25 protein-coding genes are annotated in these 24128 nt (G+C 70.1%); 14 read left to right on the top strand and 11 right to left on the bottom strand.

Translation table 11 applies throughout. From position 1 onward, the window contains the following. Positions 1 to 17 precede the first annotated feature (17 nt). The 6 genes from J2W21_RS07655 to J2W21_RS07630 all read left to right on the top strand — a co-directional run bounded on the left by J2W21_RS07655 (position 18) and on the right by J2W21_RS07630 (position 6760). Positions 18 to 974: a DMT family transporter gene (locus J2W21_RS07655; RefSeq protein ID WP_307113883.1), complete on the top strand. Its 957-nt coding sequence runs from the start codon at positions 18 to 20 to the stop codon at positions 972 to 974. 2 nt (positions 975 to 976) lie between these two features. Further along, the gene (locus J2W21_RS07650; RefSeq protein ID WP_307113882.1) at positions 977 to 2002 is read left to right on the top strand and encodes a PHP domain-containing protein; all 1026 of its coding nucleotides are present in this window, start codon (positions 977 to 979) and stop codon (positions 2000 to 2002) included. 69 nt (positions 2003 to 2071) lie between these two features. Continuing rightward, positions 2072 to 2869 carry an SDR family oxidoreductase gene (locus tag J2W21_RS07645; protein ID WP_307113881.1) on the top strand — a complete coding sequence of 266 codons (798 nt, stop codon included), beginning with the start codon at positions 2072 to 2074 and terminating at the stop codon, positions 2867 to 2869. Between the two features lie 134 nt (positions 2870 to 3003). Then, complete coding sequence (locus J2W21_RS07640; RefSeq protein WP_307113880.1) at positions 3004 to 3180, top strand: hypothetical protein; 177 nt, start codon at positions 3004 to 3006, stop codon at positions 3178 to 3180. Between the two features lie 118 nt (positions 3181 to 3298). After that, complete coding sequence (locus J2W21_RS07635; protein WP_307113879.1) at positions 3299 to 4354, top strand: LCP family protein; 1056 nt, start codon at positions 3299 to 3301, stop codon at positions 4352 to 4354. A gap of 36 nt (positions 4355 to 4390) precedes the next feature. Further along, the gene (locus J2W21_RS07630; RefSeq protein WP_307113878.1) at positions 4391 to 6760 is read left to right on the top strand and encodes an excinuclease ABC subunit UvrA; all 2370 of its coding nucleotides are present in this window, start codon (positions 4391 to 4393) and stop codon (positions 6758 to 6760) included. Here the strand turns inward: J2W21_RS07630 and J2W21_RS07625 are convergent. After that, a complete protein-coding gene (locus tag J2W21_RS07625; protein WP_307113877.1) occupies positions 6757 to 7035 on the bottom strand; it encodes a DUF2277 domain-containing protein in 279 nt (92 codons plus the stop codon). The two genes, J2W21_RS07630 and J2W21_RS07625, sit on opposite strands and share 4 nt — an antisense overlap. 154 nt (positions 7036 to 7189) lie before the next feature. Between J2W21_RS07625 and J2W21_RS07620 the strand changes: the two genes are divergently transcribed. Both J2W21_RS07620 and J2W21_RS07615 read left to right on the top strand, forming a co-directional pair. Continuing rightward, positions 7190 to 7288: a DUF4236 domain-containing protein gene (locus J2W21_RS07620; protein ID WP_307113876.1), complete on the top strand. Its 99-nt coding sequence runs from the start codon at positions 7190 to 7192 to the stop codon at positions 7286 to 7288. 164 nt (positions 7289 to 7452) lie between these two features. Continuing rightward, positions 7453 to 8757, top strand: coding sequence for a cytochrome P450 family protein (locus tag J2W21_RS07615; RefSeq protein WP_307113875.1), 1305 nt, complete (start codon positions 7453 to 7455; stop codon positions 8755 to 8757). A 384-nt stretch (positions 8758 to 9141) separates the two neighbouring features. Here the strand turns inward: J2W21_RS07615 and J2W21_RS07610 are convergent, their stop codons facing one another. The 3 genes from J2W21_RS07610 to J2W21_RS07600 form a co-directional block, all read right to left on the bottom strand. Then, complete coding sequence (locus J2W21_RS07610) at positions 9142 to 10362, bottom strand: RNA polymerase sigma factor (protein WP_307113874.1); 1221 nt, start codon at positions 10360 to 10362, stop codon at positions 9142 to 9144. After that, positions 10355 to 10720, bottom strand: coding sequence for a YciI family protein (locus J2W21_RS07605; protein WP_307113873.1), 366 nt, complete (start codon positions 10718 to 10720; stop codon positions 10355 to 10357). Before J2W21_RS07605 ends, J2W21_RS07610 begins: the two co-directional genes overlap by 8 nt. A gap of 119 nt (positions 10721 to 10839) precedes the next feature. Continuing rightward, positions 10840 to 11316 carry a VOC family protein gene (locus J2W21_RS07600; protein ID WP_307113872.1) on the bottom strand — a complete coding sequence of 159 codons (477 nt, stop codon included), beginning with the start codon at positions 11314 to 11316 and terminating at the stop codon, positions 10840 to 10842. 156 nt (positions 11317 to 11472) lie between these two features. Here J2W21_RS07600 and J2W21_RS07595 point away from each other — a divergent pair, with 156 nt between their 5' ends. Beyond that, positions 11473 to 11904 carry a DUF3054 domain-containing protein gene (locus J2W21_RS07595; RefSeq protein ID WP_307113871.1) on the top strand — a complete coding sequence of 144 codons (432 nt, stop codon included), beginning with the start codon at positions 11473 to 11475 and terminating at the stop codon, positions 11902 to 11904. A 39-nt stretch (positions 11905 to 11943) separates the two neighbouring features. Next, positions 11944 to 12222: an Lrp/AsnC family transcriptional regulator gene (locus J2W21_RS07590; RefSeq protein WP_307007728.1), complete on the top strand. Its 279-nt coding sequence runs from the start codon at positions 11944 to 11946 to the stop codon at positions 12220 to 12222. 81 nt (positions 12223 to 12303) lie between these two features. Here J2W21_RS07590 and trpD read toward each other — a convergent pair whose 3' ends face one another. Next, positions 12304 to 13338: an anthranilate phosphoribosyltransferase gene (gene trpD, locus J2W21_RS07585; protein ID WP_307113870.1), complete on the bottom strand. Its 1035-nt coding sequence runs from the start codon at positions 13336 to 13338 to the stop codon at positions 12304 to 12306. A gap of 221 nt (positions 13339 to 13559) precedes the next feature. Between trpD and ctaE the strand changes: the two genes are divergently transcribed. The 4 genes from ctaE to qcrB all read left to right on the top strand — a co-directional run bounded on the left by ctaE (position 13560) and on the right by qcrB (position 17880). Further along, positions 13560 to 14198 (top strand): aa3-type cytochrome oxidase subunit III, encoded by a 639-nt coding sequence (ctaE, locus tag J2W21_RS07580; RefSeq protein ID WP_307113869.1) that lies wholly within the window; start codon positions 13560 to 13562, stop codon positions 14196 to 14198. Between the two features lie 73 nt (positions 14199 to 14271). Continuing rightward, on the top strand, positions 14272 to 15057 hold the full coding sequence (gene qcrC / locus J2W21_RS07575) for a cytochrome bc1 complex diheme cytochrome c subunit (RefSeq protein ID WP_307113868.1): 786 nt from the start codon (positions 14272 to 14274) through the stop codon (positions 15055 to 15057). Between the two features lie 97 nt (positions 15058 to 15154). Next, positions 15155 to 16201: a cytochrome bc1 complex Rieske iron-sulfur subunit gene (gene qcrA, locus J2W21_RS07570; RefSeq protein WP_307113867.1), complete on the top strand. Its 1047-nt coding sequence runs from the start codon at positions 15155 to 15157 to the stop codon at positions 16199 to 16201. Then, entirely contained in the window at positions 16198 to 17880 is a 1683-nt protein-coding gene (gene qcrB / locus J2W21_RS07565) for a cytochrome bc1 complex cytochrome b subunit (protein ID WP_307113866.1), read from the top strand. The genes qcrA and qcrB overlap by 4 nt, the downstream gene beginning before the upstream one ends. Positions 17881 to 17971: 91 nt before the next feature. Here the strand turns inward: qcrB and J2W21_RS07560 are convergent, their stop codons facing one another. The 6 genes from J2W21_RS07560 to J2W21_RS07535 form a co-directional block, all read right to left on the bottom strand. Beyond that, complete coding sequence (locus J2W21_RS07560; RefSeq protein WP_307007789.1) at positions 17972 to 18709, bottom strand: GntR family transcriptional regulator; 738 nt, start codon at positions 18707 to 18709, stop codon at positions 17972 to 17974. Positions 18710 to 18950: 241 nt separating this feature from the next. Further along, positions 18951 to 19352: a cytochrome c oxidase subunit 4 gene (locus J2W21_RS07555; RefSeq protein ID WP_307113865.1), complete on the bottom strand. Its 402-nt coding sequence runs from the start codon at positions 19350 to 19352 to the stop codon at positions 18951 to 18953. After that, a complete protein-coding gene (ctaD, locus tag J2W21_RS07550; RefSeq protein ID WP_066497813.1) occupies positions 19349 to 21073 on the bottom strand; it encodes an aa3-type cytochrome oxidase subunit I in 1725 nt (574 codons plus the stop codon). The genes J2W21_RS07555 and ctaD overlap by 4 nt, the downstream gene beginning before the upstream one ends. Before the next feature lie 5 nt (positions 21074 to 21078). Continuing rightward, a complete protein-coding gene (gene ctaC, locus J2W21_RS07545; protein WP_307113864.1) occupies positions 21079 to 21936 on the bottom strand; it encodes an aa3-type cytochrome oxidase subunit II in 858 nt (285 codons plus the stop codon). Positions 21937 to 22148: 212 nt separating this feature from the next. Continuing rightward, on the bottom strand, positions 22149 to 22514 hold the full coding sequence (gene erpA, locus J2W21_RS07540) for an iron-sulfur cluster insertion protein ErpA (RefSeq protein ID WP_066497818.1): 366 nt from the start codon (positions 22512 to 22514) through the stop codon (positions 22149 to 22151). A 117-nt stretch (positions 22515 to 22631) separates the two neighbouring features. Further along, complete coding sequence (locus J2W21_RS07535) at positions 22632 to 24038, bottom strand: dipeptidase (protein WP_307113863.1); 1407 nt, start codon at positions 24036 to 24038, stop codon at positions 22632 to 22634. Between the last annotated feature and the right edge of the window lie 90 nt (positions 24039 to 24128).

The following is a 24128-nucleotide window of genomic DNA, read 5'->3' as shown; positions in this document are numbered from 1 at the left end:
CGAACGGAAGGTACGAGGTGAGCCGTCCACGCCGCGACCATGCGCTCGGCGTGGCCTGCGTGCTCGGCGCCTCCGTCCTGTGGGGGACCACGGGCACGGCTTCCGCGCTCGCCCCGTCGGTGGCGCCGCTCGCCGTCGGGGCCGCCTCCATGGGGTTCGGCGGCCTCCTGCTCGCGGGGACCGCCAGCCGGCAGATCGCCAGGCACCGGCGCGCCCTGGTCCGCTCGTGGCCGGTGGTCGCGGCCGGGGGAACGGCCGTGCTCGTCTACGCGCTCACGTTCTACACCTCCATGCGGCTCGCCGGCGTGGCGGTCGGCACCGCCGTCTCGATCGGCGGCGCCCCCGTGGCCGCCCGCGTGCTCGAGCGCCTCGTGGAGGGACGCCGGCTCTCGGCCCGGTGGACCGCCGGGGCGGTCGCCGGGATCGCGGGCGCGGTGCTCCTGTGCCTCTCGCGGGGAACCGGCGCCGCACCGGGGGCGGGCGAAGCAGCCCAGACCCTGGCGGGGGTCGCGCTCGGAGCCGCGGCCGCGGCGTCGTACGCCCTCTACTCGTTCACGTGCCACCGGCTGATCCGGAGCGGCGTGGGCGACCGGGCGGCCCTGGGTGCCACCTTCGCGGTTGCGGCCGTGGGGCTGCTGACGGTGCTCGCATGCACCGGAGGGGCATTCCTCGTCTCGTGGGGAAACGCGGCCGTGGGCGCCTACCTCGCCGTCGTGCCGATGTTCCTGGGCTACGTCCTGTTCGGCTGGGGCCTGGCCCGAGTACCGGCCAGCGTGGCCACCACGGCCTCACTGGCGGAGCCGGTAGTGGCGGCGGTCCTCGCCGTCGCCCTCGTGGGGGAGAGGCTGGCACCCGCCGGCTGGGCAGGGATGGCCCTGATCCTGGTGGGCCTCGCCGTGCTCACCGTTCCGCTCCCCGCGCTCGCGGGGCGGCGGTGCCGGGCGTCCGCGGAAGCGGCAAGGATGGAGGGATAGGGATGGACCCCGTCGAGGCGCTGCGCGAGATCGCGTTCTGGCTCGAGCGCGAGCAGGCCGAAGGCTACCGCGTCAAGGCGTTCCGGGCCGCAGCCGGCATCGTGGCCGCGATGGCACCCGAGGACGTCGCATCCCGGGCACGCGGGGGCAGCCTGCGCCGGGTCAAGGGGATCGGGGAGCGCACCTACGCCGTGGTGCGCGAGGCGGTCGACGGCGGTGTCCCCGCCTACCTGCGCGAGCTCAGGGAGCGTTCTGCGGCGCCCCTGGCCGAGGGCGGAGAGGTGATCCGCCGCCAGCTGCGCGGCGACCTGCACGCCCACTCCGACTGGTCCGACGGCGGCTCTCCGCTGGCCGAGATGGCCGAGGCAGCCCGCTGGCTCGGCCGCGAGTACCAGGCCCTCACCGACCATTCGCCGAGCCTGACGATCGCCCACGGGCTCGACGCCGAACGGCTCCGTCGGCAGATCGATGCCGTGGCCGAGGTGAACGCCTCCGGCGACGCGGCCGGATTCCGGCTGCTCACCGGCATCGAGGTGGACATCCTCGAGGACGGCGCGCTGGACCAGACGCCGGAGCTGCTCGGCCGGCTCGACGTCGTGGTGGCGAGCGTGCACTCGAAGCTGCGCTCCGAGTCCGGCCCGATGACGCGGCGCATGCTCGCCGCGGTCGAGGACCCCCACACGGACGTGCTCGGGCACTGCACGGGCCGCCTGCTGCGCGGAGGCCGCGGCCCGCGCCCCGAGTCCCAGTTCGACGCCGAGCGGGTGTTCGCCGCGTGCGCCGAGGCGGGGGTCGCCGTCGAGATCAACTCGCGTCCCGAGCGGCAGGACCCCCCGGACCGGCTCGTCCAGGTGGCGCTCGACGCCGGGTGCCTGTTCAGCATCGACAGCGACGCCCATGCGCCGGGCCAGCTGGACTTCCTCCAGTACGGTGCCGCCCGCGCCGAGGCGAACGGGGTTCCGGCCGAGAGGATCGTCACGACGTGGCCGCTGGAGAGGCTGCTCGAATGGACCGGCAGGCGCCGCTGACCCGCGGCGAGGTTTGCCGCCGGCGGCCGCGGGTAGCCGAGGGGCATCCCGACCAGCAGGAGGAACACCATGCCCTTCGAACCGCGCACCGCCATAGTCACCGGATCGGACTCCGGGATCGGCCGGGCCACCGCCGTCGCGCTCGCCGAGGCGGGGCTCGACGTCGGCATCACCTGGCACACTGACCGCGACGGCGCCGAACGCACCGCAGACGCCGTGCGGGCGGCCGGCCGGCGCGCCGTCGTCGAGCAGTTCGACGCCTCCGACGCCCCGCGCTGCGCGGACACCGTGGACTCGCTCGCGGACCAGCTCGGGCGCCTCGACGTCTTCGTGAACAACGCCGGCACCGGGGCCAACGTGCCGTTCCTCGAGATGGACTACGGGCGCTGGCGCGGGATCGTGGCGACCGACCTCGACGGGCCCTTCGTCTGCCTCCAGCGCGCCGCGCGGCGCATGGTCGCCCAGGGCTCCGGCGGCCGCCTGATCGCGGTCACGAGCGTGCACGAGCACCAGCCGCGGGTTGGATCCTCCGCCTACGACGCGGCCAAGCACGGCCTCGGGGGCCTCATCAAGACCATGGCGCTCGAGCTCGGGGCCGCCGGGATCACCGCCAACTCCGTGGCCCCGGGAGAGATCGCCACGCCGATGACCGGGCAGGAGGACGAGGATCCACGCACCGTCCACCGGCCGGGGGTGCCGCTCGGCCGGCCGGGCGACGCCCGCGAGGTCGCCGCAGTCATCGCCTTCCTCGCCTCGCCCGCGTCGGCGTATGTGACTGGCGCGTCGTGGACCGTGGACGGCGGGATGCTGCAGATGGGGCCGCAGGCCGGATCCCACCTCACCGACGATGCGTGGCGCGAGGGATAGACCGGTCTATCACGAGGGTGTTGAGTGTGTCACAGAACGGCCACGTCGCCGTACCGGTCTAGCTATGATGGCCGGGCAGGCTCAACGAGGAGGCTGCCAGGGCCACCCCTGATACCAGAGAAGGCATTCAGCGCATGACTTTCGACTCTCACTCCGTGACCCTCAAGATCTGGGATCCCTCGACCGTCGACCACACGCTCGAGGAGGCCGTCTCGCACGTGTCCACGGTCGCCGGCGCGCACCGCGACCATGTCAGGGTCACCCGCAGCGGCCCGGACGTCTTCACCGTCCACGTCGGCGACCTCGCCTGAGGGAAGCCCCCCAGAGGTCACGAAGGGCGCCGTTCCAGCACCGCTGGGACGGCGCCCTTCTCCCTGCCCGGGGCCAATGGCACTTCCGCGGCCGGACGCCTCGGGGGAGGGTGGGGACATGGCTGGGCCCGGCTCCGGAGGGGATCGCGGCGCACGACGGCGGCGGGTCCGCGCGCGCGTCCTGCTCGCCGCGGCGGCGCTCCTCGTGCTGATCGGCGGGGCCGTCGGCTGGCTGGCGCTCACCCGGCCCCCGGCGACCGGGCCCGCCGCCCCCGTGACCGCCTCCGCGGGCCCGACGGTGCGCCCGAGCCCGACGGCCGCCCCGTCCCTGGCCGATCTTGGTCCCGGGCCGATGAACGTCCTCCTCCTCGGCAGCGACATCCGCGGCAGCGCACGGGACGCCCTCGCGCGCCAGGCCGCCGCCGGCGGCGCGGCAGACCAGCGGGCCGACATGATGATGCTCCTGCACGTCCAGGCGGACCACCGCCGGGTGTTCGGGATCTCGATCATGCGGGACACCTGGGTGACGGTTCCCGGGCACGGGGAGTCGAAGGTCAACGCGAGCCTCGCCCTCGGCGGCCCCCAGCTCGCCGCCGCGACCGTCAGCTCGATCCTCTCCGTCCGCATCGACCACTGGGCCCTGCTGGACTTCGACGGCTTCAAGGCGATCACCGACGCCCTCGGCGGGGTCGACGTCGACGTGCCCGTCGCGTTCACCGCGACGTTCGACACCCACCACGCCTTCACCCGCGGGATCAACCATCTCAACGGCCAGGCCGCGCTCGAATTCGTGCGTGAGCGCCACGCCTTCGCCGACGGCGACTACCAGCGCGTACGCGACCAGCAGGCCTTCGTCCGATCCGTCATCGCCCAGCTCCTCGCCCAAGGCCGCGTGGGGAACCCAGCCGGGGCGCTCGCGCTGATCGGGCTGGTCGGCCCGCACCTCGTCACCGATCCGGGCCTCGGCGCGGAGGGCCTGACCGTGCTCGCGTACGGGCTGCGGCATGCGGATCCGTCGTCGGACGTCTTCTTCACGCTGCCGACGTCCGGGACCGGCACCTCGGCGGACGGGCAGTCCATCGTCATCGCGGACCGTCCCGGCATCGCCGCCGTGGCGGCCGCGCTCGGCTCGGACAGCCTGGGCCAGTACGCCGCACTGCACGGCCTCTCCTAGCCGGATCCCGCCCCGCTGCCCGCCTACACTGGGCCCATGCACCCAGCCGACTCCCACGACGTGATCCGCGTCCAGGGCGCGCGCGAGAACAACCTCAAGGACGTGAGCCTCGAGCTGCCCAAGCGCCGGCTCACGGTCTTCACCGGGGTCTCGGGCTCCGGCAAGAGCTCTCTCGTGTTCGCGACCATCGCTGCCGAATCGCAGCGCATGATCAACGAGACGTACTCCACCTTCATCCAGGGCTTCATGCCCACCATGGCCCGCCCCGACGTCGACCTCCTCGAGGGGCTCACCACGGCGATCATCGTCGACCAGGAGCGGCTGGGCGCCAACGTGCGCTCCACGGTCGGCACCGCGACCGACGCCAACGCGATGCTGCGCATGCTCTTCAGCCGGCTGGGCCAGCCGCACATCGGCTCGCCGCAGGCCTTCTCGTTCAACGTCCCGTCGGTGACCGGCGCCGGGGCGATCAGGACGGCTACCGGCCGGACCGAGAAGCGCTCCTTCACCGTGGTCGGCGGGATGTGCCCCCGCTGCGAGGGCACGGGCCAGATCAGCGACTTCGACTTGGGCGCACTGTATGACGCCACGAAGTCCCTCGCCGGCGGCGCGCTCAAGGTCCCCGGCTACAGCATGGACGGGTGGTACGGGCGGATCTTCGCCGGGTCCGGCTACTTCGACATGGACAAGCCGATCGGGCAGTTCACCGAGAAGGAGCTCGACGACCTGCTCCGCCGCGAGCCGACCAAGATCAAGGTCGAGGGCATCAACCTCACCTACGAGGGCCTCATCCCGAAGATCCAGAAGTCGATGCTCTCCAAGGACCCCGAGTCGATGCAGCCCCACATCCGGGCCTTCGTGGAGCGGGCGATCACCTTCCAGGCCTGCCCCGAGTGCGGCGGCACGCGGCTCGCCGAGGGCGCGCGCTCGTCGAAGATCAGGGGCATCAGCATCGCCGACGCGTGCGCCCTGCAGATCACCGACCTCGCCGAGTGGGTCCGCGCGCTCGAGGAGCCGTCCGTCGCGCCGCTGCTGCAGGGCCTGCAGCACCTGCTCGACTCCTTCGTGGACATCGGGCTCGGCTACCTCTCCCTCGAGAGGCCCTCGGGCACGCTCTCGGGCGGCGAGGCCCAGCGCACCAAGATGATCCGCCACCTCGGCTCCTCCCTCACAGACGTCACCTACGTCTTCGACGAGCCGACCATCGGCCTGCACCCGCATGACATCCAGCGCATGAACGAGCTCCTCCTACAACTGCGCGACAAGGGGAACACCGTGCTCGTCGTCGAGCACAAGCCGGAGGCGATCGAGATCGCGGACCACGTTGTCGACCTCGGCCCCGGTGCCGGCGCCGCCGGCGGCGAGGTCTGCTTCGAGGGCACGGTCGAGGCCCTGCGGGGGAGCGGCACCCGCACCGGCACGCACCTCGATGACCGGGCGCGCACCAAGGACTCCGTGCGGGCCCCGAAGGGCCACCTCGAGGTCCGCGGCGCCTCGACACACAACCTCAAGGACGTCGACGTCGACATCCCGCTCGGCGTCCTGGCCGTCGTCACCGGCGTCGCTGGCTCCGGCAAGAGCTCCCTCATCCACGGCTCGGTGGCGACCGCCGAGGGGGTCGTCACCATCGACCAGGGCGCGATCAAGGGATCCCGGCGCAGCAACCCGGCAACGTACACGGGCCTCCTCGAACCGATCCGGAAGGCCTTCGCGAAGGCCAACGGGGTCAAGCCGGCGCTGTTCAGCGCCAACTCCGAGGGCGCGTGCCCGGTGTGCAGCGGCGCCGGGGTGATCTACACCGAGCTGGGCTTCATGGACACGGTCACCACGCCGTGCGAGGAGTGCGAGGGCAAGCGCTACCAGCCCGCCGTGCTCGAGTTCACGCTGGGCGGGCGCGACATCGCCGAGGTGCTGTCGATGTCCGTCGAGGACGCCGAGCGCTTCTTCTCCGAAGGCGAGTCAGCGATCCCCGCTGCGCACAGGATCCTGGCGCGCATGGCCGACGTCGGGCTCGGGTACCTCTCGCTCGGGCAGCCGCTCACCACCCTCTCCGGCGGGGAGCGGCAGCGGCTCAAGCTCGCCGCGCAGATGGGGGAGAAGGGCACTGTCTACGTCCTCGACGAGCCGACCACCGGCCTCCACCTGGCCGACGTAGAGCAGCTCCTCGGCCTGCTCGACCGCCTCGTGGAATCAGGGAAGTCGGTGATCGTGATCGAGCACCATCAGGCGGTCATGGCGCACGCGGACTGGATCATCGACCTCGGGCCCGGGGCCGGGCACGACGGCGGCCGGGTCGTCTTCGAGGGCACCCCCGCCGACCTCGTGGCGAGCCGGTCGACCCTGACGGGGGAGCACCTCGCCCGGTACGTCGGGGCCCAGGGCGCCAGGGCCGGGGGCCTGCGCTAGGCGGTGGCGTACCGCCCCGAGCGCTCTGCCCGGGCTCGTGCCTTGGCCGCCTCCTCTTCGCGGTTCTTCGGCGGGGTCGTCGCCACCAGATCGTCGAGCAGGTGCGCCGTGATGTGGGCGATCTCCGCCACGGCGCGGTCGAACGCGTCCTGGTTCGCCTTCGAAGGCTTCGTGGTGCCTGCGATCTTGCGCACGTACTGCAGGGCGGCCGCGTGGACCTCCTCGGAGGCGGCCGCGGGCTCGAAGTTGTGGAGCGTGTGGATGTTCCGGCACATGCCTCGACGATACGCGCCACAGTGATCCGGGTCACCGGTTCGGTGCAGCGTCGCGGGGCCGTGTCAGTGTCCAGTTCTGTCAGTCCTGCGCAGGAGACTGACACCAGAGGCGATGGACTCGTCGTCGGGGGAGCGCCGAGAAAGGGCACGCACCATGGGACTCATCTTCCGCAGGACCGTCAAGCTCGGGAAGAACACCCGCCTGAACATCTCCAAGGGCGGTGCCTCGGTGAGCCGCCGATTGGCCCTGTGACGGTCAACAGCCGCGGCAGGATCAGGATCCGGCTGGGCAAGGGGCTGTCCTGGAGGCTCTGACGTTTCAGCTGCTGTCCTGCGCAGGACCTTCGGCTCTACTCGTCCACCATCCGCAGCGGTGCGCTGGCAGGGGAACCCCCGCACGCGGAAGGACACACGATCATGGGCGACGCAGCGGCACCGGATGCCTTCGTGCCGGAAACCGGGCGGCTCGATCTGGGAGATCCCGACTTCCCGGACCAGGCCTCTGAGCGCTATGCGGCCCTCCGGGCCGCCTGTCCGGTCCACCGCGCGCTGATCACGGACAGCATGCGGGGATCGGTGCCGGCGCCCTTCCGGGACCGACCCCTCTGGGCGGTGACCGGATACGACGCCACCGTGGCCGCACTGGTCGATGACCGTCTCAGCGTCGATCCGCGCACCGGACTGTCCGCTGAGGAGCTGGCGGCGATGCCGGGCGGAGACGATCCCGAAACCCGGGTACTGCTGCGCAACCTGCTCGCCCTGGACCCGCCCGAGCACACCAGGCTGCGCAAGCTGATCCAGCCCAGCTTCACCGCCCGCGCGGTCGCCGCGTGGGCTCCCCGGATCCAGCACATCGCGGACCGCCTGCTCGACGCCGCGGAGGCCGAGTCCGGCGCCCGGGGGCAGGCCGCTCCAGACCGCGAGCTCGAACTGGTCTCCGCCTACGCCTATCCGCTGCCCATCGCGGTGATCTTCGAGCTGCTCGGCATCCCGGAGTCGGACCGGTCCCGCGTCCACGGCTGGACCGAGGAGCTGCTTCGCTCCGGCTTCCAGCCCGAAGACGGCATGGCAGCCGGGATGCGGGCTTTCGTGGCCTACAGCCGTGAACTCGTGGCCGCGAAGTCCGCCGCACCGGGCGAGGACCTGCTCACGCACCTGGTGCAGGCCGCTCAGGACGGCGACAGCCTGGACCAGGATGAGCTGGTGGCGATGATCTTCCTGCTGATCCTGGCCGGGCACATCACCACGGTCAACCTCATCGCCTCGGCGGCCTACGCGCTGCTCACCCATCCAGCCCAGCGCGCCGCGCTGGCTGCAGACCCGGCCCTCGTCGACGGCGCGGTCGAGGAAACGCTGCGCTGCTGGGGCCCGGCCGAGTTCGCCAGCGAGCGCTACGCGCTCGAGGACCTCGAGCTCGGTGGGGTCGACGTCCGGCGCGGGGAGCTCGTGCTGCCGATCCTCGCTGCCGCCGATCGGGACCCGGCGCGGTTCGACGACCCCGACCGGTTCGACATCACCCGCCCCGACGCCCGCCGCCATCTGGCGTTCGGCAAGGGCGTGCATGCCTGCCTCGGCGCGCCGCTGGCCCGGCTCGAGGGCCGGATCGCGGTGGGCACCCTCTTCAGGCGTTGCCCCGACCTGCGGCTCGCTGTCGCTCCCGAGGAGGTCCGCCAGAGAGTCGTCCCCCTGCGCGGGATCCCCGCGCTGCCCCTGACGTACTGAACCTCCGGTGAACTGGAACGTGAACGTCGGCTTCTGGAGTGCCGCGGTGGCTGCACGGGCGCTTGGGAGGCCCTCCACCTAGAACGCCGATAATCGACATTATGTCAACTAAGCGTCGGGGGCGCGGCTGAGCCGCCGTCCCTCCCATCCCGCTGCCTCCCCCGCGGCCCGAGCCAGCCGGAAGCGCCGCGCGCCGCGCGGGAATCCCCTCGGCGCGGAGGCCTGGAAAACCGGAAATCGGCGAGAGGTACCTTTTGCGATTTTCGGCCCTTGGCGCGGACCGCCCGGTGCGCTGCCGCCGTCGATTATGTCAACTGAGCTGGAATCGGGCGGTGGGAGTTCCTGTTCGTTTCCACGCTGTGGATCCGGCTCCTGGCCCCGTCGTCACGCTCCTGCGAGCCGGTGGCCACGCTCCTCGAGATAGGACCGCTCCCCTGCACTCGGCGCCAGCTGCGCCGCCTCCGCGTACTCGGCGGCGGCCTCGGCGGCGCGGCCGGTCCTTGCGAGGAGGTCGGCCCGCACGGCGTGGTAGACGTGGTACCCGGCGAGGCCAAGCCCGTCCACGAGGGCCAGCGCAGCCGCGGGGCCCTGGGCCTCCGCCACCGCGACCGCCCGGTTGAGCTGGACCACGGGCCCGGGCGCCACCTCTGCGAGCAGGTCATACAGCCTCACGATCCGCCTCCAGTCGGTCGCCTCGGACGATGCCGCTGCGGCGTGCTCCGCCTGGATGGCAGCCTGGAGCTGGTACTGTCCCAGCCGTCCGCGCGCGAGGCACTCCCGCACGAGTGCGGTGCCCTCCGCGATGAGGACGCCGTCCCAGTGCGACCGGTCCTGCTCCGCGAGCGGCACGAGGACTCCGCCGGGCCCGGAGCGCGCGTTCCGCCGCGACTCGGAGAGCAGGAGCAGCGCGAGCAGTCCCGTGGCCTCCGGTTCGTGCGGCAGGAGCCGGACGAGCACGCGCGCGAGCCGCACGGCCTCGGCGCACAGCCCTGCCCGCGCGGGCGGCTCCCCCAGTCCCGCGGAGTAGCCCTCGTTGTAGATGAGGTAGATCACGGCCAGGACGCCCGCGAGCCGTTCGGGCAGCTCCTCTGCGGCCGGTATCCGGTACGGGATGCGCGCGTCGCGGATCTTGGCCTTCGCGCGCGAGATCCGCTGGGCGAGCGTCGCCTCGGTGACGAGGAAGGCGGCGGCGATCTGCGCCGTCGTGAGTCCGCCGATGACCCTGAGGGCAAGCGCAACCCGGGCGGGCATGGCCAAGGCGGGGTGGCAGCAGACGAACAGGAGCGCAAGCCGGTCGTCGCCGAACGGTTCCGACCTCGGCGCGTCGTCGGCGAGGTCGGCAGCGGCGGCCTCCTTGCTCCCCCGGGCAGCTTCGCGGCGGAAGCGGTCGACGGCGCGGCGCCGCGCCGTCGTGATGATCCAGGCACCGGGGTGCTCGGGGACGCCGTCGGCGGGCCAGCGCTGGGCTGCAGCGGCGAACGCCTCCTGCACCGCGTCCTCCGCGAGGCCCAGGTCGCCGGTGGTGCGCATGAGCACCGAGACCGCCCTGCCGTACTCCTCGCGGAACACGGCAGCGACGGTCCGGGCGTCCTCGGCCTCAGCCACCCGTGCTCGGCGCGGGGATGCCGGCGAAGGGCCTGACTTCGATCGGCAGGCCGGTGATCTCGGCGAACCTGCGCCCCCAGGCGAGGGCCGCATCGAGGTCGGGGGCCTCGACGATGTCAAAGCCGCCCATGTGCTCCTTGCCCTCGAGGTAGGGCCCGTCCGTGACGAGCACCTCTCCCCCGTCCGCGCGCAGCACCGTCGCGGATGACGCGTCCGCGAGGCCGTTCCCATAGACGTAGGCCCCCGCCGCCTTGAGGTCGGCCGTCAGCTGCGCGAGCTTGGCCATGATGGGCGCGAGGAATTCGGGCGGCGGCACGATGCCGTCGGGCTGGTACATGCTGATCAGATACTGGGTCATGGCTTCTCGCCTCCTGTCGCGGGGCCCCGTCGGCCCCTCACCTACTGGACGAACGGCGGGCACGGATTTCGACACGGCGGGCGGAAGGAGCGCGGGGCGGGTCCTCCGTGCGCGGCTGCTCAGCCGGCGTCGGCCGCGGCCTCGAGGTCCGCGATCACGATCTTGCGCATCGAGAGCATCGCGGCGAAGGCCCGCTGCGCGCGGGCCCGATCCGGGTCCGTGCGCAGCTCCTCGAGCCGGGTCGGGATGACCTGCCACGAGAACCCGAAGCGGTCCTTGAGCCAGCCGCACTGGCTCTCCTCGCCGCCGTCCGCGGTGAGCGCGTTCCAGTAGTGGTCCACCTCGTCCTGGTCCCGGCAGAAGATCTGGATGGAGACCGCCTCCGTGAACGTGAACTCCGGTCCGCCGTTGAGGGCCAGGAACGGACGGCCGTCGAGTTCGAACGCGGCGGTCATCACGCTCCCCTGCTCCCGCGGACCGGCCTCGCCGTACCGCTCGATCCCCGTGATGCGGGAATTCGGAAAGATCCCCGTGTAGTACCGGGCGGCGTCCTCGGCCTGCGTGTCGAACCACAGGCAGGTGGTCATCTCGGGCATGGTTCCTCCGGGCGGTCGCAGCGTCCCTCGCTGCCCGCATTCTTCCGCGCACCGCCCCGAGGTGGAAGGGGCGGGGCGGAGCCGTTCGGAACCGCCCGCCCCTCGGGGACGGATGCACGACGGCGGGCCGTCGCCTTCCGCGCGTAGGCTGGAGGCATGCGTCCTTCCCCTTCATCCACCGCGCCCTCAGCGCCCCGGGCCGCCGGGCCCCGAGTCAGTCCGGGCATCGCCGCCGGCGTCGCCGACACGGCCATCGTCCTCGCCTTCGCGGCGACCGGACGTGCGAGCCACGGCGAGGCTGATCCCGTGCTCGGAGCGCTGTCCACCGCATGGCCGTTCGCCGTGGGACTCGCCCTCGCGTGGGCCCTTCCCCTGGTGCACCGCAGGCCCCTGTCCGTCTGGCCGGCCGGCGTCCTCGCGTGGCTCGGCGCGTACGTGGTCGGCATGCTGCTGCGGGCCGCCACAGGCCAGGGCACGGCAGTGCCGTTCCTCATCGTGGCCGCGAGCGTCCTCGGCGTCGCGCTCGTCGGGTGGCGCGCCGTCGCCCTCGGGGTGCGGGCCGCCCTGCGCCGGCGGGCGGAGCACTAGGCTGAACCCAGGGAACGCCCCTTCTTCGAACGGAGGACCATGATCACGGCATTCGTCTTCATCCAGACGGACTCTAAGAAGATCCCCGAGGTGGCCGAGGAGATCTCCGCCATCCCGGGCATCAGCGAGGTGTACTCGGTCACCGGCGACTGGGACCTCATCGCGATCGCGCGCGTGCGCGAGCACGAGGAGCTCGCCGATGTTGTCGCCGACCGGCTGTCCAAGGTCGACGGCGTCATCGAGACGACGACCCACATCGCCTTCCGCGCCTACTCGCGCCACGACCTCGACGCGGCGTTCTCCCTCGGGCTGTCCTGACACCGGGCAGGACCAGCGCAGAGGACACGGCGGGGGCCGGGCCGCGTGGCCCGGCCCCCGCCGTTGCGCACGGGGCGCGGATCAGGCTCGGGTGAAGTCCACCCAGGCCTGGAGCACACTGGCCGCAGCGCCGGAGTCGATCGACTCCTCGGCGCGCCGCTTCGCAGCGGCGAGCCGATCGAGCAGCGGGCCCTCCGCCGAGAGGTCGTAGGCCACGAGCCCTGCGGCGGCGTTGAGCACCACGGCGTCGCGCACCGGGCCCCGGTCGCCGGCGAGGGTCCGCCGGACGACTTCGGCGTTGTGGGCCGCATCGCCGCCGCGCAGGTCGTCGAGCGTGGCCCTCGGGATGCCGAGGTCGAGGGGATCGAGCACCGACTCCGTGAGCCTCCCGTCCCGGACCTCCCAGAGGTGGGAGGTGGTCGTGATGGTGAGCTCGTCGAGTCCGTCGTCGCCGCGGAAGACGAGCCCGCGGCTGCCGCGCTCGGCGAGGACGCCGGCGATCAGCGGCGCCATCCGGGCGTCCGCCGCCCCGACTGCCGAGGCCTGGACGTGGGCCGGGTTCGTGAGCGGGCCGAGGATGTTGAACGCGGTCGGGATCGCGAGCTCCTTGCGCGGCACCGCGGTGTACCGGAACGAGGGATGGAAGACCTGGGCGAAGCAGAAGGTGATGCCCACCTGCTCGGCGGCCGCCGCCACGCGGTCGACGCCCATGTCGAGTCGGACCCCGAGCGCCTCGAGGACATCTGCGGAGCCGGAGGACGAGGACGCGGCCCGGTTGCCGTGCTTGACCACCTTGGCGCCGGCTCCCGCCATCACGAGCGCTGCCGTGCTCGAGATGTTCACCGTGTTCTGCTGGTCCCCGCCGGTGCCGACGATGTCGAGCTTCTCCCCCGAGATGGTGATCGGCGTGGCCCGGGCCACCATGCCCTTCACGAGGCCAGCGAGCTCGTCCACGGTCTCCCCCTTGGCCCGCAGGCCCACGAGGAAGCCCGCGATCTGGGAGTCGGTCGCGTCACCGGCCATGATCGTGTCCATGGCCCAGGCCGTCTCGGCCTGGCTCAGGTCGCGCCCGGCGACGAGCGCGCCGATCAGGGACCGCCACGTGGGCGCGGTCACATTGGCAGAATCCCCATGGGCAGATCCACTGCCGGAAGCCTCGGTGTTCACGCCTCTGATGCTATCGACCCCGCGGGAGTGGCGCCGAAACCTCCGCTGATGAGACGGGCTGCACCCGCGCACGGCCGCGGATCCGCATGTTTTCGAGGGTTTGTAGAAAAAGTTCCGAGAAGGGGCGGTTCGCGTTGGGCGAACCCGAGGTTTGTAGACATAATGTCCTTGTGACGACAGCGACTCATGCCCCGACAACCCCGGCACATCCCACGCTGAATCGCCCCAACATGGTCTCGGTCGGGACCGTGGTGTGGCTGTCCAGCGAGCTGATGTTCTTCGCCGGCCTCTTCGCCATGTACTTCACCCTCCGCGCCGCCTCGGGCGGGCTGTGGGCTGAGGAGACGGCCAAGCTCAACTTCCCGTTCGCCCTCGTGAACACGATCGTCCTCGTGGCGAGCTCCTTCACGTGCCAGATGGGCGTGTTCGCGGCGGAGCGGCTCCAGCCGCGTCGCACCGGCGGCCTCTTCGCGTTCGCCAAGTGGGGCATGGTCGAGTGGTTCATCCTCACCTTCTTCATGGGTGCGTTCTTCGTGGCGGGCCAGTCCACCGAGTACGCGATGCTCACCTCGGAGCACGTCACGCTTTCGGCGAATGCCTACGGTTCCGCGTTCTACATGACCACCGGCTTCCACGGCCTGCACGTGATGGGCGGCCTCGTGGCCTTCCTGTTCATCATCGGCCGGGCCTTCGCGGCCAAGCGCTTCGGCCACTACGAGGCCACCTCGGCCATCGTCACCTCGTACTACTGGCACTTCGTGGACGTCGTGTGGATCGGGCTCTTCCTGGTCATCTACGTCCTCAGGTAGTCCCCAGGAGCACAGCAGCAGATTTCGGACCGCGCCCGGACGGCGGCGGCAGCAAACGGATAGGAACGGATTCGTGAAGGCACTCTCGCAGAAGCGGCGTCACCCGATGGCAGTCATCGCACTGTTGGTCATGGGGCTGCTGCTGACCGGCGGAATGTACGCAATGTTCAGCACTGCCAATCAGGCCAAGGCAGACACCAGCTTCTCGGCGTCGGACGTCAGCGAGGGGCAGAAGCTCTTCGTGGCGAACTGCGCCACGTGCCACGGCATGGGCGCCTCCGGCACGGCCGCCGGCCCGTCGCTGGTCGGCGTGGGCGCGGCAGCGGTTGACTTCCAGGTCGGCACGGGCCGCATGCCCATGCAGATGAACGGGCCGCAGGCTCAGAAGAAGCCGGTGCAGTTCACCGACGGCCAGACCAAGCAGCTGGCCGCCTATGTTGCCTCGCTGGGCCCCGGCCCGGCCCTGCCGGATGCGGCCATGCTCGATGACAAGGGAGACGCGACCCATGGCGGCGAGCTCTTCCGAGTCAACTGTGCGATGTGCCACAACGCGGCTGCGGCCGGCGGCGCCCTGACGCAGGGCAAGTTCGCTCCGTCCCTCGCCGGCGTGACCGAGAAGCACATCTACGAGGCCATGGCCACCGGCCCGCAGAACATGCCGGTGTTCTCCGATGCCAACATCTCCCCCGAGGGCAAGCGCGACATCATCACGTTCCTCAAGACGATCGAGACCCAGGGCTCGCCCGGCGGCGCCACCCTCGGCTCGCTCGGTCCGGTCTCCGAAGGCCTCTTCGTGTGGGTTGCGGGCCTCGGCGTCATCATCGGCTTCACGATCTGGCTCACGTCCCGCACGTCCTGACGCGCCAGCGCATCGCAGTATGGGCCGCCCAACGGTGGCGGCGTAGATTTGAACATCGTCCCCGGGATGCCGGGGGCCAGGAAGGATGAGGGGAAATATGGGCAACCATAGTGACGGTTCTCCCCAGACCGGGGGCGCCGTAGCTACGGCTGGTCAGACAGAGAAGTTCGCGGACCCGGGACTCCCGCCGCACCGTCTCCGTCTGGCTGACACCGACCCCGGGGCTGCAAAGCGCGCTGAGCGCCAGGTCACGATTCTGTTCATCATCTCGGTGATCGGCACCATCGTGTTCCTCGTCGCGTACTTCGCCATCGACTTGGGCAGTGACTCGACGATCCCGATGATCCGCCTGCAGAACATCCTGCTCGGCCTCGGCACCACGTTCGCCATGCTCGGCATCGGCACGGGGATCGTCCACTGGGCCAAGGCGCTCATGCCCGACCACGAGGTCTCGGAGTCGCGCCACGCGATCAGCTCCGAGGAAGACCGCGTCGCCGCGGTCAAGATCGTCGACGACATCATCGAGGAGACGGGCATCAAGCGCCGCCCCCTCATCCGGAACACGCTCATCGGTGCGCTCGCGCTCGCCCCGCTCCCGGCCCTCGCCGTCTTCGGCGACCTGGGACCGAACGCGAACGACAAGCTGCGCCACACGATGTGGGCCCCGAAGAACGGCAAGAAGGTCCGCCTCACGCGTGATCCGGACGGCACGCCGATCAAGGCCTCGGACGTCACCATCGGCTCCGCGTTCCACGTCATTCCCGAGGGTCTGAACGACCTGACCGAGGGCAAGCTGAACGAGAAGGCCAAGGCCGTCGTCCTGCTCATGCGCCTCAACCCGACGGACCTGCACATCTCGCCCGGTCGCGAGAGCTGGAGCTACAACGGCATCGTCGCGTACTCCAAGATCTGCACGCACGTCGGCTGCCCCGTGGCACTCTACGAGCAGCAGACCCACCACCTGCTGTGCCCGTGCCACCAGTCGACCTTCGACCTCACCCACGAGTGCGAGGTCATCTTCGGTCCTGCGAGCCGTCCGCTTCCGCAGCTGCCGATCGAGGTCGACGCCGACGGCTACCTCGTGGCCACGTCGGACTTCCACGAACCTGTTGGACCTAGCTACTGGGAGCGTGAGTACTCGTGAGCGGCACTACCGCCTCCACCTATCAGCCGCCGACCAAGGTCGGCCGGATCGCCAGCTTCGTCGACCAGCGCACCGGTGCGTCGAGCGTGGTCCGGGAGTTCGGCCGCAAGGTCTTCCCCGACCACTGGTCGTTCATGTTCGGCGAGGTTGCCCTCTACAGCTTCGTCATCCTGCTGCTGTCGGGCACCTTCCTGACGTTCTTCTTCGATCCGTCCATGGCGGAGACGCACTACGCGGGCGCCTACGTGCCCCTGCGCGGCATGGAGATGTCCGTCGCGTACCAGTCCTCGCTGCACATCTCCTTCGAGGTGCGCGGCGGCCTGTTCATGCGCCAGGTCCACCACTGGGCCGCCCTGCTGTTCGTGGCCTCGATGAGCGTGCACATGCTGCGCGTCTTCTTCACCGGCGCGTTCCGCAAGCCCCGTGAGATGAACTGGGTCATCGGCGGCGTGCTCCTCATCCTGGGCATGGCGGCCGGCTTCACCGGCTACTCCCTGCCGGACGACCTCCTCTCGGGCAACGGCCTGCGCATCATCGACGGCGTCATCAAGTCCATCCCGATCATCGGCACGTGGATCTCGATGTTCCTGTTCGGCGGCGAGTTCCCGGGCTCTGCCATCATCGGGCGCCTGTACGTGCTGCACATCCTGCTCATCCCCGCGATGATCCTGCTGTTCGTGGCGCTGCACCTCATGTTCGTCGTGGTGCACAAGCACACGCAGTACCCCGGCCCGGGCCGCAACGACGGCAACGTCGTCGGCTACCCCCTCGGCCCGGTCTACGCGGCCAAGGCCGGCGGCTTCTTCTTCATCGTGTTCGGCGTGATCGCTGCGATGGCCTCGGCCTTCACGATCAACCCGATCTGGAACTACGGTCCCTACGACCCCTCCCCCGTTTCGGCCGGCACGCAGCCGGACTGGTACATCGGCTGGGTCGACGGCGCACTGCGTCTCATGCCTGGTGTCCTCGGCGCTGTGGGCGGCTACCGCCAGCACTTCGAGTTCATCATCTTCGGGCAGACGCTCACCCTCAACGTGCTCCTTCCCGCCCTTGTCCCGGCCGGCATCGTCTTCACGGTGCTGTTCACCTACCCGTGGATCGAGCGGTGGATCACCAAGGACGAGCGCGAGCACCACGTGCTGGACCGTCCCCGCAACGCCCCGACGCGCACCGCGATCGGCATGGCCGGGTTCACGTTCTACTGCGTGATGTGGGCTGCCGCCAGCTCCGACCTCATCGCGACCCACTTCCACGTGGCGCTCAACGATGTGACCTACTGGCTCCGAGCCCTGTTCTTCGCGGGCCCGATCATCGCGTTCGTGGTCACCAAGCGGATCGCGCTGGCGCTCCAGCGCAAGGACCGCGAGATCGCGCTCCATGGCCGTGAGACCGGCCGGATCGTCCGCCTCCCCCACGGCGAGTTCATCGAGGTCCATGCCCCGGTCGACGAGTACAAGCGCTACCGCCTGGTCGGCTTCGAGTCGCCCCTGGCCCTTCCGGCCCAGCCGAACGCGAAGGGCGTCGTGGACCGCAAGGAGAAGCGGCGTGCGAAGCTCTCGAAGTGGTTCTTCGAGGACCGCGTCGCCCCGGTGACGCCGGCGGAGCTCGAGGCGGCCCACGCCCACGGGCACCACGAGGCGATCGAGTCGCACGAAGAGGCCAAGAGCATCAGCCACTGACGCTTCCAGCCTCGCCAAGCAGAAGGACCCCGCACCTGACGGTGCGGGGTCCTTTCGCGTGAGCGGGCGGTGAGCGGGCCTCGGAAGCTCCTCAGAGGGCCCGGAAGCGCTTCGGCGAGTAGCTGCGGGGTGTGCGGACTCCCGGGCGCTGCAGGGGCACCCACAGCTTGTAGCGGTCGGCGCGGTAGTAGGACACCGAGTAGTCCACGATCGACTTCGACACATAGGCGTGGCGCTGGATCTTGAGCAGGGGCGAGCCCATCTCGACGTTGAGGAGGCGGGCCGTGGACGGGGAGGCCGCGGTCGCCTCGATGGTGTCCTCTCCCCACTCCATGACGAGGCCGTACTTCTCGCTGAGCACCTGGTAGAGCGAGTTCGGCGGGGGCCCGTCGGTGAAGCCCGGGACACGGCTGGCCACGATGTAGTTCTCGTCGACGCTCATCGGCTCCTTGTCCGCCAGCAGGAGTCGCCTGAAGCGGACCACAGGAGTGCCCTCGTCGACCTTGAGCTCGCGGGCCAGGTAGGCGGAGGCGCCGATCTGCTCGAAGCTGAGGACCTTGGCGTCCGGGACCATCCCACGGCGCTGCATCTCCTCCGAATAGGAGGTGAGCTTCATCTGGAGATCGAGCTTCGGCCGGCTCACGAACGTTCCCAGCCCGACGATCCGGTCCAGCACGCCCTCGGCAACCAGCGCGTCGATCGCCTGGCGCACCGTCATCCGGGCCACGCCGAACCGCAGGGAGAGGTCCCGCTCGGACGGCAGCGGCGCGCCAGGAGCAAGCTTCACGGCAATGTGGGAGCGGAGGATCTCCCGCAGCTGGATGTACATGGCGGTCTTCGACGAGCGATCGAGCTCGCCGTCGATGCCTTCGGCGTTGTGCACAGTCCTCCTCGTGAGCCGCGGGGCGCGCGCCCTGTGCTGGGGCACGCCGCAGGTGTTGCGCTTCAATCCTGACACACCCCCACGGCCTCCGTGCGCGCCAGCCCCGGCCTGCGCCGACGGCAGAAAGGCCGGTGGCCGGCACCCTCGTGACGAGGATGCCGGCCACCGGCCTCAGGCCTGACCGAACTCAGTGGGCGTGGTCTCCGCGGCTGTACTCGAAGACCCAGCCGACGAGGGCAACGATGGCGATGCCCGCGCCGATGAAGAGGATCCACCAGCCCACAGCGACACCGAGGAAGCTGATCGCGGCGGAGGCGCCGAGGACCAGCGGCCACCAGCTCCAGGGGCTGAAGTGGCCCTGCTCGCCGGCACCCTCATGGATCTCGGCGTCCTCGCGGTCCTCGGGGCGGAGTCCGACCCGGCGCCCGGTGACCATGATGTAGGAGCTGATCATGATGCCCAGCCCGAAGGCGAGCAGCAGCCCGATGACGCCGACCCACTCGGTCCACGCTGTCATGAACCCGTACACGATCGCGACGGGGAGGAAGAACAGCCCCACGATCGCGAAGATCATCGTCTCGATTTTCACTTGGCGGTGTCCTTACGGTCGGCGGCCGCGACGGCAGCCGTGGCCCCCGCGTGCTGTACGGCTCCAACGCTGGAGAGCTCCGGGTGGTGGAGGTCAAGCGCGGGACGCTCGGAACGGATGCGCGGCAGAGACGTGAAGTTGTGCCGCGGCGGCGGGCAGGAGGTGGCCCACTCGAGCGATCCGCCGAAGCCCCACGGGTCGTCCACGAGGACCTTCTTGCCGTGGCGGGCGGTGATGTACACGTTCCAGAAGAACGGGATCAGCGACGCGCCCAGCACGAATGAGAAGATCGTCGAGAACTGGTTCATCCAGGTGAAGTTGTCCTGCGGGAGGTAGTCGGCGTAGCGGCGCGGCATGCCCATGACGCCCAGCCAGTGCTGGATCAGGAAGGTGCCGTGGAAGCCGATGAGCAGCAGCCAGAAGTGGATCTTCCCGAGCCGCTCGTTGAGCATCTTGCCCGTGAACTTCGGCCACCAGAAGTAGAACCCGGCGAACATCGCGAAGACGACGGTGCCGAACACGACGTAGTGGAAGTGGGCCACCACGAAGTAGGTGTCCGAGACGTGGAAGTCGAGCGGCGGCGACGCCAGGATGATGCCCGTCAGGCCACCGAAGAGGAACGTGATCAGGAAGCCGAGGCTCCACAGCATCGGGGTCTCGAAGGTCAGGGAGCCCCGCCACATGGTGCCGATCCAGTTGAAGAACTTCACACCCGTCGGCACCGCGATCAGCATCGTCATGAACGAGAAGAACGGGAGCAGCACGGCGCCCGTGACGTACATGTGGTGTGCCCACACGCTGACCGAGAGGGCCGCGATGGCGATGGTCGCGAAGACGAGGCCCTTGTAGCCGAAGATCGGCTTGCGGCTGAAGACCGGGAAGATCTCCGACACGATGCCGAAGAACGGCAGAGCGATGATGTACACCTCGGGGTGGCCGAAGAACCAGAACAGGTGCTGCCAGAGGATGGCGCCGCCGTTCTCCGGATCGAAGATGTGGGCGCCGAAGCGGCGGTCAGCGCCGAGGCCGAACAGCGCGGCGGCGAGCGGGGGGAACGCCATCAGCACGAGGATCGAGGTGATGAACACGTTCCACGTGAAGATCGGCATGCGCCACATCGTCATGCCGGGGGCACGCATGCAGATCACGGTCGTGATGAAGTTGACCGCGCCGAGGATCGTGCCGAAGCCTGAGAGCGCGAGCCCGAAGACCCAGAGGTCACCGCCGACGCCCGGAGTGAAGGTCGTGTTCGACAGCGGTGCGTAGGCGAACCATCCGAAGGAGGCGGCGCCCTGGGGCGTGATGAAGCCGGCCACCGCGATCGTGGAGCCGAAGAGGAAGAACCAGAGCGCGAGGGCGTTCAGGCGCGGGAAGGCGACGTCCGGGGCGCCGATCTGCAGCGGCATGATCACGTTCGTGAAGCCCGCGAACAGCGGCGTCGCGAACATGAGCAGCATGATCGTCCCGTGCATCGTGAACAGCTGGTTGTACTGCTCCTTGGTCTGCAGGATCTGCATGCCCGGCTCGAAGAGCTCGGCGCGGATGAGCAGTGCCATCACGCCGCCGAGGCAGAAGAACACGAAGGACGCGATCAGGTACATGTACCCGATGGTCTTGTGGTCGGTCGAGGTGATCCAGTTGACGACGATGCGCCCCTTGGACGTCGGCACCACCGGTGCGCTTACAGCACCGGCAGAAGGCGACTGGGTATAGGTAGCCATGGTCCCTACTTCTGGTTCTGGTTAGGGTTGCGGTCGTACTTCGTGTCCAGGAGGCCCTTGTCGAGGCCCGCCAGATGCGCCTGGAACTCCGCCTCGGAGACGACCTTCACGCGGAACAGCATCTCGGAGTGGTATTCGCCGCAGAGCTCGGCGCACTTGCCGTCGTAGGTGCCTTCCTTCTGCGGCGTGAAGTACATGTAGTTGGGCTTGCCCGGGATCATGTCGCGCTTCTGCAGGAAGGCGGGGACCCAGAACGAGTGGATGACGTCGCGGGACGTGAGCTCCACGGTCACCGACTTGCCGACCGGCAGGTAGAGGGTCGGGAGCGTGTTGAGGTCGATCGCCTGGCCCGTCAGCTGCGCCTGGGTGCCGGCCTCGTGCACGTCGTCCTTGACGACGCCGCCCTGCTTGTAGTTGAAGTCCCAGGACCACTGCTTGCCGACCACGTTGACGGTCACGTCCGGGTTCGCGTTCGGGGTGTCGATCGCACGCTGGTCGCGGTCGGTGAAGTAGAAGAACGTGAAGACGAGGAACAGCGGGATCGCCGTGTAGAAGATCTCGAGCGGCAGGTTGTAGCTCGTCTGGCGGGGGAAGCCCGTGGTGCCCTTGCGCCGGCGGTAGGCGACGATGCACCAGAGGATGAGGGCCCAGGTGATCATGCCGATGACCATGGCCGCGATCCAGGAATTCACCCAGAGGTCCGTCAGGATCGGCGTATTGCTCGTGGTATCCCGATCAGTGGGTAGCCAGCCACGCTGGACCTCGGGTGAACATCCAGACAGCGCGAGCGCGCCGGCCGCGGCAACTGCCGAGACCGTGATGATGCGTGCGCGCTGCCTGCTGGTTCGGTTCTGCGACCTCACAGACGGCCCTTCCTCTTGGTGCTTCTCTCCGGTGGCAGCACGGCAGACGAGCTCCCGTGCACGCGACCGGGCGACATAGTTTTACTACTCGGTGTAGAGCTTACAGCGAACACGGGCCAATATCCCACATGTCCCACAGACGCGTCGGCCGCGCCCTGACGGGACCTAGGGCGGTCCCGTCAGGGCGCGGCCGATGCCGTGCCAGAAGCGGCTCAGTGGAAGGAGTCACCGCATGCGCACGAACCCTGCGCATTGGGGTTGTCGATCGTGAACCCCTGCTTCGAGATGGAGTCCTCGAAGTCGATGGTGGCGCCCGCGAGGTAGGGCACGCTCATCTTGTCCACGACCACCTCGACGCCGTCGAAGTCCCGCACGGCGTCGCCGTCCAGGAGCCGCTCGTCGAAGTAGAGCTGGTAGATCAGGCCGGAGCAGCCCCCGGGCTGGACGGAGACACGCAGGCGCAGGTCGGTGCGGCCCTCCTGCTCCAGCAGGCTGCGGACCTTCCCGGCCGCGACCTCGGTCAGCTGCACCTCGTGCGAGGCGAGGGCCTCGGCCGGCTCATTGATTGCAGTGCTCATTCCATACCTTCTCTCGTGCCATCTCTCGCGGCCGGCGGATTGCCCCCCGGCCTCGTAGGGCCTTCTCTCCATGCTACGACCGAGGCGGCAGGAGCTGCCAACCCCCTGAGGGCGAGTTCACACCCGGTCGCGGTGCAGCCCGGCCAGGAGCAGCGCCTCGGCCACGATGCACTTCTCGAAGTCGCCGAGATGGAGGGACTCGTTGGCGCTGTGCGCGCGCGAGTCGGGGTCCTCGACGCCGGTGATGAGGACCTCGGCCGCCGGGAAGACCTCCTTGAGGTCGGCGATGAACGGGATGGAGCCGCCCATGCCGGTGTGGACCGCCGGTGTCCCCCACGCCTCCCCGAGCGCCCACAGGACGGTGCGGGCGGCCCCGGAGTCGGTGTCCGCCTGGTACGCGTTGCCCTTCTCCTTGGGGGTGAAGGCGAGGCGGGCGCCGAAGGGCACGTGCGCCTCAAGGTGCTCGCGTACGCACTCCATCGCGGCGTCGGGATCCTGTCCCGGGGCGAGGCGGAGGCTGAACTTGGCGCGCGCCCGGGCCTGGATGGTGTTGGACGCGACGTCCACCGCGGGGACATCGATGCCGATGATCGACAGCGCGGGCCGGCGCCACAGGCGGGCCGCGATGCTGCCCGTGCCCGCGAGCCGCACGCCGTCGAGCACCGAGGCGTCCCGGCGGTACTGCTCCTCCGGGTAGTCGAGGTCCGCGTCGTCGTGGGCCACGAGTCCCGCGACGGCGACGTTGCCGTCGTCGTCGTGCAGCGTGGCGATGAGCCGGGCGAGGATGGTGGGCGCATCGAGCACCGGTCCGCCGAACACCCCGGAGTGGACGGAGTGGTCGAGCACGGCCACCTCGAAGGTGCCGTCGACGAGGCCGCGGAGGCTCGCCGTGAGCGCGGGCTGGCCCACCGCCCAGTTGCTCGAGTCGGCGACGACGATCACGTCCGCCGCGAGGCGTTCGCGGTGTGCCTCGAGGAAGGCGCGGAAGGACGGGGAGCCGAACTCCTCCTCGCCTTCGATGAAGAGGGTGACGCCGATTCCGAGCCGGTCGGCGAAGACCTCGGTGACCGCGCGGAAGGCGGCGAGGTGGACGAGGATCCCGGCCTTGTCGTCGGCGCTCCCCCGGCCGTACAGCCGCCCGTCGCGTTCGGTGGCCGTGAACGGCTCGGTCTCCCAGAGGCCCAGGTCCCCTGGCGGCTGGACATCGTGGTGGGCGTAGAGCAGGACCGTGGGCTGGCCGGGCTGAGCGGGGTGCCGGGCAACCACGGCGGGGCCGCCCTCGGTGCCGTCGGGGCGTGGAGCGCGGAGGATCTCGGCGTCCTCGATGCCGGCGGCGCGGACGAGGTCCAGGACGGCCGCTGCGCTGCGCTCGATGTCCGCGGGCGGGAAGGACGGCCAGGCGATGCCGGGGATGGCGACGAGCTCGGACAGTTCGGCGACCGTGTCGGCGAACCGGCGGCCGACGGCGGCCCGCAGCGCCGCGACGTCGGCGGCGGGCACGTGCTGGGGAAGATGTGAAGGCATGGCTTGACATTACAAGGGAGTCGATGCCCCATCAATGCCCGGCACGCCACCCGCACCCCCGGGGCTGCCGCGGCGGCCGCACGGGCAACC

It is taken from the genome of Sinomonas atrocyanea, from assembly GCF_030811715.1.
Taxonomy (GTDB): domain Bacteria; phylum Actinomycetota; class Actinomycetes; order Actinomycetales; family Micrococcaceae; genus Sinomonas; species Sinomonas atrocyanea_A.
This window is presented reverse-complemented; position numbering and strand designations above follow the sequence as displayed.